11 protein-coding genes are annotated in these 16,059 nt (G+C 67.6%); 6 read left to right on the top strand and 5 right to left on the bottom strand.

The window, feature by feature from the left end:
* The first annotated feature begins 1 nt into the window (after position 1).
* Complete coding sequence (locus GLR48_RS00770; protein WP_237057840.1) at positions 2–1,153, top strand: acetyl-CoA acetyltransferase; 1,152 nt, start codon at positions 2–4, stop codon at positions 1,151–1,153.
* A complete protein-coding gene (locus GLR48_RS25915; protein ID WP_237057838.1) occupies positions 1,150–3,234 on the top strand; it encodes an acetate--CoA ligase family protein in 2,085 nt (694 codons plus the stop codon). Before GLR48_RS00770 ends, GLR48_RS25915 begins: the two co-directional genes overlap by 4 nt.
* Positions 3,235–3,286: 52 nt before the next feature.
* Here GLR48_RS25915 and GLR48_RS00760 read toward each other — a convergent pair whose 3' ends face one another.
* A complete protein-coding gene (locus GLR48_RS00760; protein ID WP_237057836.1) occupies positions 3,287–4,474 on the bottom strand; it encodes a CaiB/BaiF CoA transferase family protein in 1,188 nt (395 codons plus the stop codon).
* A gap of 135 nt (positions 4,475–4,609) precedes the next feature.
* On the opposite strand from GLR48_RS00760, the gene GLR48_RS00755 reads away from it, so the two are divergent.
* From GLR48_RS00755 to GLR48_RS00745, 3 genes are read left to right on the top strand one after another with little or no spacing between them, the layout of a single operon-like run.
* On the top strand, positions 4,610–5,206 hold the full coding sequence (locus tag GLR48_RS00755) for a TRAP transporter small permease subunit (protein WP_237057834.1): 597 nt from the start codon (positions 4,610–4,612) through the stop codon (positions 5,204–5,206).
* 5 nt (positions 5,207–5,211) lie between these two features.
* Positions 5,212–6,513 (top strand): TRAP transporter large permease, encoded by a 1,302-nt coding sequence (locus GLR48_RS00750; protein WP_442915823.1) that lies wholly within the window; start codon positions 5,212–5,214, stop codon positions 6,511–6,513.
* Positions 6,514–6,516: 3 nt separating this feature from the next.
* Positions 6,517–7,278, top strand: a complete 762-nt coding sequence (locus GLR48_RS00745; RefSeq protein ID WP_237057830.1) for an enoyl-CoA hydratase/isomerase family protein — start codon at positions 6,517–6,519, stop codon at positions 7,276–7,278.
* Here GLR48_RS00745 and GLR48_RS00740 read toward each other — a convergent pair.
* Positions 7,275–8,450 carry an acyl-CoA dehydrogenase family protein gene (locus GLR48_RS00740; protein ID WP_237057827.1) on the bottom strand — a complete coding sequence of 392 codons (1,176 nt, stop codon included), beginning with the start codon at positions 8,448–8,450 and terminating at the stop codon, positions 7,275–7,277. The genes GLR48_RS00745 and GLR48_RS00740 overlap by 4 nt on opposite strands.
* Before the next feature lie 102 nt (positions 8,451–8,552).
* Between GLR48_RS00740 and GLR48_RS00735 the strand changes: the two genes are divergently transcribed.
* Positions 8,553–9,653, top strand: coding sequence for a C4-dicarboxylate TRAP transporter substrate-binding protein (locus tag GLR48_RS00735; RefSeq protein WP_237057825.1), 1,101 nt, complete (start codon positions 8,553–8,555; stop codon positions 9,651–9,653).
* 89 nt (positions 9,654–9,742) lie between these two features.
* Here GLR48_RS00735 and GLR48_RS00730 read toward each other — a convergent pair whose 3' ends face one another.
* The 3 genes from GLR48_RS00730 to GLR48_RS00720 all read right to left on the bottom strand — a co-directional run bounded on the left by GLR48_RS00730 (position 9,743) and on the right by GLR48_RS00720 (position 16,039).
* Positions 9,743–12,361 (bottom strand): AAA family ATPase, encoded by a 2,619-nt coding sequence (locus GLR48_RS00730; protein WP_237057823.1) that lies wholly within the window; start codon positions 12,359–12,361, stop codon positions 9,743–9,745.
* Complete coding sequence (locus tag GLR48_RS00725; RefSeq protein WP_237057821.1) at positions 12,358–13,488, bottom strand: metallophosphoesterase family protein; 1,131 nt, start codon at positions 13,486–13,488, stop codon at positions 12,358–12,360. Before GLR48_RS00725 ends, GLR48_RS00730 begins: the two co-directional genes overlap by 4 nt.
* Positions 13,489–13,639: 151 nt before the next feature.
* Positions 13,640–16,039 (bottom strand): ligase-associated DNA damage response DEXH box helicase, encoded by a 2,400-nt coding sequence (locus tag GLR48_RS00720; protein WP_237057819.1) that lies wholly within the window; start codon positions 16,037–16,039, stop codon positions 13,640–13,642.
* Between the last annotated feature and the right edge of the window lie 20 nt (positions 16,040–16,059).

The following is a 16,059-nucleotide window of genomic DNA, read 5'->3' as shown; positions in this document are numbered from 1 at the left end:
CATGGATCACGCATTGCGCGGCAAGTCGGCCATCGTGGGCCTTGGCGTCGCCGGTCTGGGCGAGGCGCCGGGATACACCAGCTGGGACATCATGGCGCAATCGGCACAGGCGGCGCTGGCCGACGCCGGACTGGCGCTGAAGGACGTGGATGGTCTGTTCTGCGCCATGATGGAGGATTCGATGCCCGTCCTGATGGCGGCGGAATACCTCGGCATCAGGCCCCGCCACGTCGACGGCACGCTGACCGGCGGATCGTCATTCGTGAATTATCTGGCAAGTGCGACGGCAGCACTGGACGCGGGCCTCTGCGACGTGGCGCTGGTCTGCTACGGCAGCAACCAGCGCACGGCGTCGGGCAAGCTGGTCACGGCATCCCGACTGCCACCGTTCGAGGCCCCCTACAAACCGCGCTACCCGGTGTCAGGCTACGCCATGGCGGCGCAGCGGCACATGCACCAGTATGGCACGACCCGCGAACAACTGGCCGACGTGGCCGTTGCCGCACGCGGCTGGGCCAGCCACAACCCGCAGGCCTTCATGCGCGACCCAATTACGCGCGGCGACGTGCTGGCGGCACGCATGGTCAGCGATCCGCTGGGCAAGCTTGACTGCTGCCTTGTGACAGATGGCGGCGGTGCGATTGTGCTGACACGGGCGGACCGGGCGAAGGATCACGCGAAGACGCCCGTCTATGTCCTTGGGGCTGCGGCGGAATCGACGCACCGGCAAATCAGCCAGATGCCAGACTTCACCGTCACCGCAGCGCGCGAAAGCGGCAAGCGGGCCTTTGCCATGGCCGGGGTCAAGCCGTCGGATATCGACGTGCTGCAACTCTACGATGCCTTCACGATCAACATCATCCTGTTCCTTGAAGACCTCGGCTACTGCGCCAAGGGCGAAGGCGGCGCCTTTGTCGAGGGCGGCCGGATCGCGCCGGGGGGCGCGCTGCCGGTCAATACTTATGGCGGCGGGCTGTCCTGCACCCATCCGGGGATGCTGGGCATCTTCACGATCATCGAGGCGGCCCACCAGATCAGGGGCACGGCACCGGGGCTGCAACTGGACGGCGTCGATCTGGCGCTGGCCCATGGCAATGGCGGCGTGCTGTCCAGTCAGGTCACGGCCATTCTGGGGTCGGAGGCGACCCTGTGACCTTTGATGCGCCGCGCTTCATCCGCGATGTGTTCCAGCCCGAAAGCTTCGCAATCCTCGGCGCCTCTGACGATCCGACGCGGATCGGGGGGCGGCCGCTCGCTTATACGCGCGAGCGGTTTGCGGGGCCGATCTATCCGGTCAACCCGACCCGCGACACGGTGCAGGGGCTGCCCGCCTACGCCAGCATCGCCGACATTCCCGGGCCGGTCGATTTCGTCCTGATCGCGGTGCCTGCGGCGCGCGTGGAACAGGCGGTGCGCGACTGTGCCGCCAAGGGCGTGCGCTGCTGCCTGATCTTCAGCTCTGGCTTTGCCGAGGTGGGCGACATGGCCGCGCAAGAGAGGCTTCTGGCGATCGCGCGCCCTGCGGGGCTGCGTATTCTGGGACCGAACTGCCTTGGCCTGTTCGACGCGGCCCAGGGGTTCTTCCCGACCTTCACGGCCACACTGGACCGGGGCCTGCCCGACGGCGGCCACGTCGGCGTCGTGTGTCAGTCGGGGGCCTACGGCAGCCATATCGCCTACCTCAACCGTCTGCGCGGCATGGGCGTCGGGCGGATGCTGACGACGGGCAACGAAAGCGACATCTCGGTCGCCGAAGGGATCCACGCACTGGCCCACGACGACGCGACGGGCTGCATCCTCGCCTACGCCGAAGGCGTGCGTGACGGTCCCGCCTTCCGGCAGGCGCTGGAGGCCGCGCGCCTGAACCGCAAACCCGTCGCCATCATGAAGGTTGGCCGGTCCGAGATCGGGGCAGCGGCAGCGGCATCGCACACCGCATCGCTGGCGGGCGAGGATGCGGTTTTCGACGCGATCCTGCGCCAGCACGGCGCCTTTCGCGCCCGCACGACCGACGACCTGATCGACATCGCTGTGGCCACGCGGGCGCGGATTTACCCTGTGGGGCGGCGTCTGGGGATCGTCACGATCTCTGGCGGGGCGGGCGTGCTGATGGCCGATGCGGCAGCAGATCATGGACTGGAGGTGCCGCCGATGCCGCAGGCGGCACAGGATGCCTTGCGCGCAGCACTGCCCTTTGCCAACCCGGTCAACCCGGTGGACGTGACCGCGCAGGTCTTCAACGACCTGCCGCTGATCCGCACGAACATGGACCTGATGCTGGGGCAGGGCGGCTACGACAGTATCGTGGCCTTCTTCACCTCGCTGGCCGGATCGGCCAGTCTGTCCGGCCCCCTGCGCGACGCGCTGGCAGGATCGCTGACAGAGCATCCGGGGGCGCTGATCGCCCTGTCGATCATCGCGCCGCCCGAGGTGGTGGCGGACTACGAGGACGCCGGCTTTGTTGTCTTCGAGGATCCCAGCCGCGCCGTCGCGGCGCTGGCAGCCCTGTCCGATTTCGGCGCGGCCTTTGCGCGGGAAGGCATCGCCGCTGCCGTGCCTGCGGCCGATACGACACTGTCAGGCGCGATGACGGAACACGCCGCCAAGGCCGTGCTGGCCGACGCGGGCCTGCCTGTTCTGCCAGAGGTGCTGGCAGGCGACAGCGCCGGGGCCGTCGCGGCGGCGGAGGCGATGGGGTATCCGGTGGTGCTGAAAATCGTCTCGGCGCAGATCACCCACAAGACCGAAATCGGCGGCGTCGCGCTGGATTTACGCGATGAAGACGCGGTTGCCGCGGCGGCAGAGGGCATCTTTTCGCGGGCGGCGGCGGCACACCCGGACGCGGTCATCGACGGCCTTCTGGTGGCGCCCATGGCCCCGGCCGGGGTCGAGATGATCCTTGGCATCCAGCGCGACCCGGTCTTCGGCCCGGTCGTCATGTGCGGGCTGGGCGGCATCTTTGCCGAGGTCATGCGCGACGTGACATTCCGGGCGGCTCCGATTGATTTTGCAGAGGCGGAGCGCATGATCGGTGAGTTGAAGGGGCAGGCGGTGCTGGACGGGGTGCGCGGGCGGCCCGGCGGCGACCGGACGGCGCTGGCGCAGGCCTTGGTGGACCTGTCGCGCTTCGCTGCCGCCCACGCGGCGGATCTGGAGACCTGCGACATCAATCCCTTCGTGCTGCACGAGCGGGGCGGCGTGGCGCTGGACGCGGTGATCGTCGGCGCGGGGTGAGGCGGCGGGACGCCTCCGGCGGGGGAGTATTTGGGAAAAAGCGAGGACCGGGTCAGGGAGGTGCGGCGACCGCGGCACCCGCGGTGAGCATGGCGTCGATCTGAGTGTCGCTGTAGCCGTGATCGGACAGGACCGCGCGGGTGTCCTGGCCAAAGCGGGGCGGGGTGCGCGCGAACTGCGCGGGCGTGCGCGAGAGTTTCACGGGGTTGCCCGCACCGCGATAGTCGCCGATCTGAACCACCATGTCGCGGTGCAGGGTGTGGGCGGCGGTGAAGACATCCTCGACCGTGTTGACCCGGCCTGCGGGAACGCCTGCCTCCATCAGCTGCCGGGTGATCGCGTTGGCGTCATGCGGGGCCAGGAGCGCCACGAGGCGGGTGCGCATCGCGTCGATATTGGCCAGCCGGTCGGCGTTGGTGGCATAGGCGGGTTCTGTCGCAAAGCTAGGGTCGCCCAGGATCGCGCAGAGCTTGCGCCACTGGCCGTCGTTGCCGCAGCCGATGAAGATCTTGTCCGCGCCGCAGTCGAACATGTCGTAGGGGACGACGTTGGCGTGCTGGTTGCCGGACCGCCCCGCGACGGTGCCGGACATGAAGTAGTTGGCGGAATGGGGGAAAAGTAGGCTGCAGGCAACGTCGTAGAGGCTCGCCTCGACGAACTGGCCGCGGCCGGAGGTCTGACGCTCGAAGGCGGCGGCCATGATGCCGAAGGCGAGGCTCATGCCGGTGGCGATGTCCACCAGGGGCACGCCCATGCGCAGGGGCCCGTCGCCGCGGGCACCGTTGACGCTCATCAATCCGGCCTGCGCCTGCACGATCGCGTCGTAGCCGGGCAGACCGCCCAGCGGCCCGTCGGCGCCGAAACTCGACAGGCGGGCGTGGATCAGGCGGGGGTAGCGGGCGGACAGGGTATCATAGCCGATGCCCCATTTTTCCAGCGTGCCGGTCTTGAAGTTCTCGATCAGCACGTCCGCCTCGGCCAGCAGGCGGTGCAAGATCTCGCGCCCCTCCTGAAGCCGCAGGTCCAGGGCAATCCCGCGTTTCGAGCGGTTCACGCCGATGAAATAGCTTGATGCGCCATCCTTGAAAGGCGGTCCCCAACCGCGCGTCTCGTCGCCCTGCGGCGGTTCGATCTTGATGACCTCCGCCCCGTGATCGCCCAGCCATTGGCTGCAGAACGGCCCACCCAGTACCCGTGTGCAGTCGATCACCTTGAGGCCATTGAGTGCGCCAGTCGTCATCGTCATCTCCCCGATTGACCCGCAGGAAGGGCGACCGTAAGGTCGATTCATCTGCGAAACTCAATTTCATTTTTGCAGATCGCGTAGCGGTCGTGAAGTCTGTTTCGTGTGGGATGGCCTTGGGAGGGGCAGGACATGACGGATATCCGCAAGCCGGAGGCGCTGGGCCGCGTTGATCGCGTGCTGCTGCGTCTGATCGACGCCCTGAGTGCGGCCCTGATGATCGTGGCCAGTATCGCGCTGATGCTGATGATGGTGCATGTGACCGTCGATGTCGTGGGCAAGTTCGTGTTTCACCGTCCCGTGCCGATGACGCTCGAGATGGTGTCTAACTACTACATGGTCGCCGTCGTGTTCCTGCCTTTTGCGGCGGTCGAGCGGATGAACGGCAACATCCATGTCGAGCTGATCTATGCCCTGCTGCCGCGTGTCGCGCGGCGGCTGCTGGACCTGATCAGCTACGTGCTGTTCGCAGCGCTGCTCTATCTGCTGACGACCAGCAGCTGGGCGGTCGCCGTCAAGAAATACAACGTCGGAGAGTTCATCATGGGCAGTTACGCGGTGCCGATCTGGCCGTCGCGGTTCCTGCTGCCGGTGGGCACGGCGCTGGCGCTGGCGCTGGTCGTGGTGCGGATCGGGCGGACGGCGCTGTTGCTGGTGCGGGCCGATCTGGACAAGATTGACGACATGCCGAGCGGCCCTGCCGACCCGGTCGGAGGGACCAACCTGTGATGGATCTGGCCAAGGAAACCGTCGGTTTCATCGGGATTTTCGTGCTGCTGGCAATGATCTTTCTGCGGGTGCCCGTCGGCGTGGCGCTGGCAAGCGTGTCGGTCGGCGGCATTTTCATCATCATGGGCGAGCGACCGGCGATCGGGATGCTGTCGTCGATCCCCTATGACTTTACCGCGCATTGGACGCTGTCGAGCATCCCGATGTTCTTGTTCATGGGCTACCTGTGCTACCATGCCGGGCTGACGACGGGTCTGTTCCGGCTGGCGCGGCTGTGGTTGTCGTGGCTGCCGGGTGGCTTGTCCGTGGCCTCGATCCAGGGGTCGGCGCTGTTCGCCGCCGTGACCGGTTCGTCGCTGGCCTGCACCGCCGCCATGGGACGGATCGCCGTGCCCGAGATGCTGAAGGCGGGTTACGACAAGGGGCTGGCCACCGGCACCGTCGCCGCCGCAGGCACCATCGGGTCGATGATCCCGCCGTCGATCCTGCTGATCATCTACGGCATCTTTGTCGAACAAAGCATTGCGGCCCTGTTCATCGGCGCGCTGATCCCGGGCATCCTGACCGCGGTCCTGTATTCCGTCATGGTCGTCGTGCGCTGCTGGCTGAAACCGTCGCTGGCGCCCCCCGTGCACGAGGATGTCACATGGGGCGAGCGGTTCGCGGCCTTCGGCGACACCTGGCCCGTCATCGTGCTGGTGGTCGGCGTGTTTGGCGGCCTCTTCAGCGGGGTCTTTACCCCGACCGAGGCCGGGTCCGTGGGCGCGGCCCTCGCGTTCCTGATCGGTCTGCTCAAGCGGGCGCTGTCATGGCCCGTGCTGAAGGAAGCGATCGGAGAGACCCTGCGCACCACCGCCTCGATCTTTCTGATCGCCATCGGCGCGCAGTTGCTGACGCGGTTCTTTGCCCTTGCCGGGACGACGCAGATCATCGCGGACTGGATCGGCAACCCGGAGTATTCGCAGCTTCAGGTCATCCTGATCATCAGCGTGATCCTGATCCTGCTGGGGATGCTGCTGGATCCCATTGGCATCATGCTGCTGACGATCCCGATCCTGCTGCCGGTGCTGGAGGCGCGCGACATCAACCTGATCTGGTTCGGCGTGCTGATGGCCAAGTTCCTCGAGATCGGGTTCATCACGCCACCCGTGGGCCTCAACGTCTTTGTCGTGAAGGGGATCGTGGGCGACCTTGTCCCGATCCACAAGATCTTCTCGGGCATTGCGTGGTTCGTGGTGATGGACTTCTTCCTGATCGCGGCGCTGATCGCGTTTCCGCAGATCATCCTCTGGCTGCCGGGGCTTTGACCGATGCTGATTGAAACGAAACGGGACGGGCGCACGGTCGTCGTGACCCTGAACGACCCGGACCGGCGTAACGCCCTGTCGCCGGACATGCGGGCGCAGATGGTGACGGCCCTCGACCCCGTCATGCTGGACCGGGACGTGCGGGCGGTGGTGCTGGTGGGGCAGGGCGATCACTTCTGCGCCGGTGGCGATCTGAAATCGATGAAGTCGGGCGATCCGATCTATGCGCGCACGCGGATGATGATCACCGCGCGGCTGGTGCGCCTGCTGGCGGCCGGGCCGGTGCCGGTCATTGCGGCGGTCGAGGGGGCGGCCTTTGGCGCTGGCCTGTCGCTGGCGGCACTTGCGGACATCAACATCGTCAGCCGCACGGCGACCTTCGGGGCCGTCTTCGGCAAGGTCGGCCTGATGGCCGACGTGGGCCTGCTCTGGGCGCTGCCGAACCGGATCGGGGCGGCGCGGGCCAAGCGGTTCCTGCTGCAGAACACGGTCGTCAAGGCGGACGCGGCCCCTGACGGGCTTGTTGATCACCTGTGCGAACCGGGACAGGCGCTGGACCGCGCGATGGAGATCGCGGCGGGTTTTGCGCATCAGGCCCCGTTGCCGCTTGCCGCAACAAAATCCGCCTTTGCCCAGATGGCCGATTTCGACCGCGCCCTGGCGCTGGAAGCGGACTTGCAGGGGTTTCTCATGGCCTCTGACGATCACGCCGAAGGGCGGGCCGCGTTTTTTGACAAGCGCGACCCGGTGTTCAAGGGCGCCTAGCGGCGCTGATCGAACCGGCGCCCCACCAGCGTCGCCGCGATGTTGATCTTCTGGATGTCGATGGCGCCGCCCGCGATGCCCCAGCCCCAGGCGTCGCGGAACCGCTGCTCCATCCCGTAATCGCTGTGATAGCCGTAGCCGCCCATGACCTGCACGCCGTGGCCGGTCACCTCGCGCACCATCTCGTTGGCAAAGCATTTCGCAAGGCTCGCGTCCATCACCGACGGGAAACCGTCGACGCCCGCGACGGCACGGTGGATCAACAGGCGCGCGGCCTCGGTGCGCAATTGCATGTCGGCCAGCTTCATCTGCACCGCCTGAAAATCGACCAGCGGCTTGCCGAAGGCCTGGCGTTCGCCGGTGTAATCCAGCGCCTGATCCAGCGCGCCCGCCGCCAGCCCCAAGGACATGGTGGCATTGCCGCAGCGTTCCAGATTGAACGCCCCCATCAGGTCACCGAAGCCGCCCGCAGGGACGAGGATATTCTCGACCGGTAACCGCACGTTGTCGAAATGCATGTCGGCCGAGGGGATGCCGCGGAACCCCATCAGCGTCTCGGGCGCGCCAAAGGTGAAACCGGGCGTGTCCTTTTCCACAAAGACCGCCCCGATGCCCCTCGCGCCGGGCGCGTCCGACAAACGGCAGAACACGACATAGGCACCGGAATGGCCCGCACCGGAACACCAGCGCTTCGTGCCGTTCAGCACGACCGTATCGCCCTCGACCACAGCGCGGGTGCGCAGGTCGGTCAGGGCGGTGCCGGCGTCGGGCTCTGACATCGAAATCGCGACCAGAACCTTGCCCTGCACGGACGCGCGCACGACGCGGTCCGCCAGCGCGGGCGCGCCATAGGCCTGCACGATGCGGACCGGCCCGACGGAAGCCTCGAACACCGGAAAGGCGACGGCGCTGGACACCTTGGCGAACTCCTCCAGCACGATCAGCGCATCAAGGTGTGTCAGGCCCAGCCCGCCGAAGGATTCCGGCGTGTTGATACCCAGAAACCCCATCTCGGCGTAGGCCTGCAGCATATCGTGGGGGACGGGCGTATTCGTTGCCTCGCAGTGTTTCGCCACGCCGGGCAATTCGCGCTGCGCAAAGCTGCGCGCGCCGTCCTGCAACGCGCGCTGATCGTCGGAAAGGCTGAAATCCACGTCAAAACTCCACCACATGAGGGATTCTTCTGGACATTGAACACCGCCCCCGCCCAAAATGAAACGGTGTTTCGCAAATTTGCGTGGCGGAGACCGCCAAAACTCTGGGAGGAGACAGACATGAAATTCACGAGCATCGTGGCCCTTGCAATTGCCTTGGGCGGCAGCGTGCAGGCGCAGGACATGACCATCAGCCAGTGGACCGGACCCAAGCACCCGGTCGCCGTCGGCTACGCCCCCTTCATCGCCAAGCTCACCGAGAACGGCTTCAACGTGCAGCAGTTCGAAGGCGGCGCGCTGCTGGGCGCCACACCTGCACTGGCGGGTCTTGGCGACGGCATCGCGGACATGGGCATGCTGGCGCTGACCTATTTCCCCGCGGAACTGCCCAACGCCCAGCTGGTCGCAGACATGGGACTGGCCACACCCAACAACCTTGCGGCCATGGGGGCCGCCATCGAATACAACCTGCTGAATTGCCCGGAATGCCTCGACGAGTTCAAGGCGCAGAACGTGCTTTACCTCGGGACCTATTCGACGGCCCCCTATACCATTATTTCCAACGTGCCGATCCGCGCGACCGCCGATCTGGCGGGCAAGAAGGTCCGCGTGCCGGGCAGCCTGTGGTCCCGCTGGGCGCAGAAGGTCGGCGCGATCGAAGTCAACGTTCCCAGCTCCGAGATGTTCGAGGGTCTGGACAAGGGCGCACTGGACGTGGCCATTCAGGCCCCCGGTGCCTTCCAGTCCTACCAGCTTTGGGATGCGGCGAAGTTCGTGACGACGCTGAACCTTGGCACCTATCATTCGCTGTCGCTGATGACGACGAACCGCGACTGGTGGGCGGGTCTGACCGACGAACAGCGCAAGCTGATCACGAGTCAGGCCGCGCAGGTCTCGGTCGATTCAACCATCGCCTATACCAATGCGGATACCGAGGCGTTGGCCCAGCTTGACGAACACGGCGTCGAACTGATCGAACCCTCTGCCGAAATGAATGCCGACAAGGATGCCTTCGTCGCCGAGGATCTGCCGATCATCGTCACCAACGCCGAAAGCGCTTACGGCGTCACGGATGCGCAGGCGAAGGTCGACACGTTTCAAGGCCTGATCGACAAATGGGCCGCCATCGTCGAGGAAACCGGCGGCGACCGCGACGCAATGATCGCGCGCCTGAACAGCGACGTTTTCGACAAGCTGCCCGCAGACTACGGCATGAACTGAACCAGCCGTCTGATCGGCGGGAAAGGCGGCCCGACGTGGCCGCCTTTTTCGTGTCCGGCGCGTGCCCTTGCCAGAGCACAGGTCGCGATTCAGGCGGTCAGCGCGCCTTCCACCGCGTCGGATGACAACCGCAACCGGGCACCGCCCAGATCGCGGAACGCGCGCTGGCGGCAGCTGAGGACGATGATCTGCAGATCGCCAGCCTGCCGGTGCAGGGCGTCGAACATGCGCTCGATCCGGTCGTCGTCGGTAAAGACCAGCGCATCGTCCAGCAGCACCGGCGCATGCCGCCCGTCGCGGGTCAACATGCGGGCAAAGGCAAGCCGCACCAGCAACGCGATCTGTTCCTGCGTGCCCCCCGACAGGATGTCGAGCGGTTCGGTCTGTCCGTTGCGGATCAGCGATTCCGGCAGCAGCGTGTCCTGCGTCCATGTCAGTTCCGCATCGGGCCAGAGCAGGTGCAGCAGCGGCTTCAGCTCTGCCGCGACGGGGGCGAAGTATTTTTCCCGCGCAGCAACCCGCGCCGCGGTCAGGGCGGATTCGAGGCGTTGCAGCACGGCGACCTCATGGCCGTAGCGGGCGAGCGTCGCCTCGGCGGCGATCAGTGCCGCTTCGCATTCCGCCAGTCGTTCCTCGACCGCGTCGCCGGACCCGCTGGCGATACGTTCGTCAAGCCGCGCGATCTCGGGCCGCAGGCGCGCGATTTCGGCGCGGGCAGCCTCATCCACCGACCGCGCCCGGGCCAGAGTTGCCGCAGCCGCCGCCAGATCCGGCGCGTGGCGGGTCTGTTCGGCGTGAACCGCTTCGGCAGCATCAAGGGCCGTCGTGGCCTGCGTCACCGCCTCTGTCAGCTGCGCCAGCGTCGTGTCATCGAATCCCTTCAGGCCGGCAACGGCGCGGGTCACGCGGTCCTGTCCTGCGGCAAACTCCGCCTCTGCCTTCGCGGCACTTTCGCGGGCGCGGGACATCGCTTCTGCTGCGGCGCGCTGTGCCGTCTGCGCCGCCGTCTGCCCGGCGCGGGCCTCGTGCAACGCATCCTCGACGGCCTGCGGATCAAGAGCCTCTTCCGCCGCGACGGGCGCGGGAATGGCCGCCAACGCCTCGCGCAGAGGGTCGATGCCATCGGGTGCCAGCCCGTCAAGACGCGCCCGCGCCTCGCCAGCCCGGGTGGCCGCATACGTGCGCGCCTCGGCTGCGCTATGCGCGGCGGCGACATCGGGCAGGTCGAAAGCGGCGAGCGCCCGGGCCAGCGCACGGTCGGCCTGTTCCACGGCGTCGCTGTCGGGGGCCGCTGCGCCGGGCCTGACCGCGATCTCGCCCAGACCGGCGACCGACAGGATGGCCCCGCGCGAGATCGCATAGGCGGTGCCGTCCGCAAGGGCCGTGCCATCCATCCGCACCCGGTCGTGCGGATCCGCCGCATAGGACACGACGATCTGCACCGCCATCGCGTCGCGCGTAGCCCGCGCGGTCGCCAATGCTGTCGCCAGCCGGTCGATCTGTTGCACCGCCGCCCGGTCGGGGCCGGTCTGCGCCGCGGCGGCATGCGCCTCGATCACGCTGCGGGCGGCTTCGGCATCGGCGATGCGCTGCGCAAGGTCCGCCCGGCGCGCGGCCCCGTCACGCGCGGCGCGCTGCCGTTCCACATGCCGCTGCGCCGTCTCGGCCACTGTCAGGGCAGTCTGCGCTTGCCCCAGCGCGGTTTCCGCGCGGTCCAACCCGTCGCGGGCCGCCGCAAGGGTCTCCTGCGCCGCAGCCCGTGCTGCGGTCGCCGCCGCAGCCTGCCGGGTCGCCTCGTCCTGTTCAGCCTGCGCCCGCTGCAGCGCATCGCGCCGCGCCAGGGCGGCGGTCAGGGCAAGGCGGGCGGCGGTAACCTTGCGCGCTGCGGTCTCTGTCAGTTCAGCGTGGCGTTCGGCCACGCGGTGCGCCTCGGTCGCGGCGTCCAGCCGGTCCTTGCGGATCGTGGCGGCGTCCGGGGCCTCGACCTCTGCCAGCGCACGCCGCTTCTGCTTGCGATCGTCAAGGGCGGCATGCAACGCCGCCGCCGTTGCGGTCAGATCCACCTGCTGCGCCAGCAGCGCATCCACCTGATCGGAGGCCGCGCGCCACGGCCCGCCAGCCTTCTTCTGCCCGGTCCCGGTGGCAAGCTTCGCCAATTCCTCTTTGCAGCGGGCCAAGGCTGCATCCATGCGCCGCCCGCCGGTCATCGCCTCGACCTCGTCCGAGACAGACGACATCAGGTCGCGCCGGGCCTCCAACGCTGCCGCCTGTTCGCGCTGCGATCCCGCTGTCAATCCTGTCAGGCCCTGACGCACCCAGACGAGCCCCGACGGCCCCCCCGACGTCGCACCGACCAGTTGCGCAATCCATGCCTCGGCCGCGTCGGCCTGGGCGATCAGGACGCCGGCGCAGTGGACCGTCGCCTGTGCCTTCGATGTCCAGCGCTTGGCGATGACAAAGCGACCGTCGGGCGTTTCGACCTCGACCGTGACCTCTGGCGCGCCGCCCGCGTGGGGCTTCAGCGCCTTGATCTCGCGGTCGTTGGCGCCGTGCGCCTTGAAGAACACCGCGTGGATCGCGTCGAACAGGGTCGACTTGCCATGCTCGTTCGGCTCGCTCAGCACGTTAAGCCCGTCACCGATGCCGCTGACGCCCGTGGGCACGGTGAACCGGCGCACGTTGTTGAGGGTGATGGCGCGCAGTTTCATACCGCGTCCTCCTTTACGATGGCATAAAGCCGGGCCAGCGCATCGGCCGAGACGTCGCGCGCCTCTTGCGCCAGCGTGTCGTCCTCGGCCTCCGCCTTCAGGCTGTCGGCGGCCAGACGCAGCGCACCGCCACGGTCGATCTCGTCCAGATCGGCCAGATCGTATTGCGTCCGCAGCGTGTCGGTGCGCAGGTCGAAATGCGCGAACTCCGGGCCGATGCGGTCGGCAGCGCGGCGCAGGGCGACCTGATCCGGCAGACCCGCCCGGCCCGTGGCATGGACCCGCAGCAGCACGTCACGCCGCGCCGCTGTCGGCAGCACGGCGGCCAGCGCCGCCGTGGCGTCAGCCCCGGGCGTCAGGTCCACGGTCAGGTCCTGCCACAGGAGGGCACCGGTCGTGACCTCCTCGACCCCCGGCGGCACCCCCGGTCCGTCAAGCGTCACGGCCAGGCAGACGCCGCGCTGGCCATGCTTGAACCGGTCCTGTTCGGGGCTGCCGGAATAATGGACGCGCGGCCCGATCTGCACCCGACCGTGCCAGTCGCCCAGCGCCAGATAATCCAGTCGGGCGGTCCGGTCCCGGTCGGGCGGGATATTGGCGCCCGCATCGGTGAAATCCGTGACACCGCCATGGGCCAGCCCGATCCGCAGGCTGCCGTCGTCCGATGGCATGGTGGTCAGCGCCTCGGTCGGATCGACGCCAGAGGACCGCCAGACGACCGGGCAGGGCAGCAAGGTCGCCGCCGGCGACAGGCTGATCGCGCCGGCGGTGGTGATGCAGTGCAAGTTATCGGGGCCGTCCTGCCGGATCATGTCCCACAGCGGCTCTGCCTCGCGCAGGTTGTCGTGGTTGCCCGGCAGCAGCCACCAGCGGATCGACGGGTCGTCTGCCATCGCAGCCAGCGCCTGCCGCACCACGCTGAGCGACGGGGTGGGTGTGTCGAAGGTATCGCCCGCCACTAGGATGTCCGTCGCGCCGTGGTCCCGCGCCGCCTGCGCAATCCGGCCAATCGCCCCGTGCCGCGCCTCGCGCAGGCGGCCGCGGATGCTGCCGTCGGCGGGTTCGGGGATGTTTGCGAACCGGGTGCCAAGGTGCAGGTCCGAGGTATGGATGAAACGAAACGACATGAAAGATTCCTTGGGTGCAACATCGGGGCGGCACGCGGTCGGGACAGGGTGCGCTGCATTGTGATGCCTCTGCGCCGCGTTGCAACCGGTTATCGGACACGGGGCAACACCCCATTCGCCCTTTGACTGCGCCATCGGTGCGCGCGTCGGTTCACAGCGCGGACAGCCCCGCCTCTTCCATCAGGCGGGCGGCGGCGTCTTCCATCAGGCGCTCGCGTCCGGCACCGGCGATGGGGACGCGGCCCGCCTCCAGCAGCATGGGCGCGGCAAGGGGGCTGACGCGGGGCAGGATGACGTGATCGACGCGGCCCGCGGTGCGGGTCAGCATTTCTTCGACCCGGCCGAAATCGACGAGGCCGCGCAGCGCCTCTTCGCGGGTGACCTGCATGATCAGGTGGTCGGGGTCGTATTTTGCCAGCGTGTCGTAAAGGATGTCAGAGGAAAACGTCGCCTGACGCCCCGACGTGCGCGCCTGCGGCAGGTTCCGCTGGATCAGCCCCGCGATCGTGGCCGAAGCGCGAAAGGTCCGTTTCATCACGGCGTTGCCCGCCAGCCAGTCGGCGAAACCGTCGTGCAGGGCATCCTTGTCGAACAGTGGCGCGGGATCGTCCACCGGGGTCAGACCCCAGACCAGCGTGGCGTAGTCGGTCGAGACGAAGCCGAGGGGGTTGAGGCCCAGTTCCTCCATCCGCTTGGTCAGCAGCAGGCCGAGGGTCTGTTGCGCATTGCGCCCCGCAAAACCGTAGAAACAGGTGTGCGCGCGGCCGTCGTGGGGGAAGGATTCCACGAGGATCCGGTCGGCCTCCGGCAATTTCGACCACGCGCGCTGCAGGTGCAGCCATTCGGCGGTGTGCATCGGCAGGTCGGGCCAGTCGTCCTGCCGGAACATCCGCAAGATACGCTGGGATAGCTGCGTGGAGGTGGCGAATTTCGTCCCCATGAAGGTCGCGATCTTGGGCGTCTTGTCGGCGCGACGGGTGACCTGAACCGACATCTCTTTCATGGATTCGTAGCGGACGATTTCGCCGCCGATCAGGAAGGTGTCGCCGGGGGTCAGGGTTGCGGCAAAGGATTCCTCGATCTCGCCCAACGGTTTGAACCCGCCCTTGAGGCGGACCTTCAGCGTGTCGGTATCCTGAATGGTGCCGATGTTCATCCGCAGGTCACGCGTGGCGCGGGGATCGCGCAGGTGCCAGAGGCCGTCGCGCAACTGCAGGCGTTTCCAGCGGTCGTAAGCGGCGAGGGCGTAGCCCCCGGTCGCGCAGAAATCGAGGCAGGCGTCGAAGCTGTCGCGTGTCAGGGTGCTGTAGGCGCCGACGGTGCGGACCTCGGCGTAAAGGTCATCCGCCGCAAACGGCCCGGCGCAGGCGCGGATCAGGATATGCTGGCACAGCACGTCGCGCGGGCCGGGGCCGGGGGGATCGCCGTCGAGTTCATGGTCACGGGCGGCCTGCAAGGCGGCAACGCATTCGACGACCTCGAACCGGTTGGCGGGGACCAGCAACGCCTTTGACGGCGCGTTGTAGCGGTGATTGGCACGGCCGATGCGCTGGATCAGGCGCTTGACGTTCTTCGGCGCGCCGACCTGAATCACCAGATCCACATCGCCCCAGTCGATGCCCAGATCAAGCGACCCGGTGCAGACGATGGCCCTGAGCGTCCCCGCCACCATCGCCGCCTCGACCCGCTGGCGCTGGTCGCGGTCAAGGCTGCCGTGGTGGATGCCGATCGGCAGGTCGGTGTCGTTGGCGAGCCAGAGGTTGCGAAAGAAGATCTCGGCCTGCGCGCGGGTGTTGTGAAAGATCAGCGTGGTCTTGTGCTGTTTCACCTGCTCCAGCACGGCGGGAATGGCGTATTTCGCGCCACCCCCGGCCCAGGGCGGACGTTCTTGCGTCACCAGCATGGAAATGTCGGGATTGGGTCCGGGATCGGCGTAGAGGATTTCGCAAGGGTCGGGATGACAGGCGAGGCCGCTTGCGATGCGGGCCGGGTTTTCGACGGTGGCGGACAGGCCGACGCGGCGCAGGCCGGGGGCCATCGCCTGCACACGGGACAGGGCCAGCATCAACTGGTCGCCGCGCTTGCTCTCGGCCAGCGCGTGGATCTCGTCGACGATGATGCGCTGCACGCCCGCGAACATGCGTGGCGCATCCTCGTAGGAGGTCAGCAGGGCCAGGCTTTCCGGCGTCGTCAGCAGGATATGCGGCGGGTCGGCGCGCTGGCGCTTTTTCTGGGTGGCAGAGGTGTCGCCGGTGCGATCCTCGATACGGATCGGCAGTCCCATGTCGGTGACGGGGGTCGTCAGGTTGCGCTTGATGTCGGCGGCCAGCGCCTTGAGCGGCGAGACGTAGAGGGTGTGCAGGCCGGTGTGGGTGCCGGCCGCCAGTTCCGCCAGCGTCGGCAGGAAACCCGCCAGCGTCTTGCCACCGCCCGTGGGGGCGATCAACAGCAGGGCAGGGGCATCGCTGCGGTCCAGCATCGCCTGCTGGTGCGGGTGAATGGACCAGCCGCGTGCGGCAAACCAATCGGCAATGACGGGGGGCAGATCCATGTCCCTGAAGTGGGCCGCGG

Source organism: Loktanella sp. M215, assembly GCF_021735925.1.
In the GTDB taxonomy this organism is placed as follows: domain Bacteria; phylum Pseudomonadota; class Alphaproteobacteria; order Rhodobacterales; family Rhodobacteraceae; genus Loktanella.
This window is presented reverse-complemented; position numbering and strand designations above follow the sequence as displayed.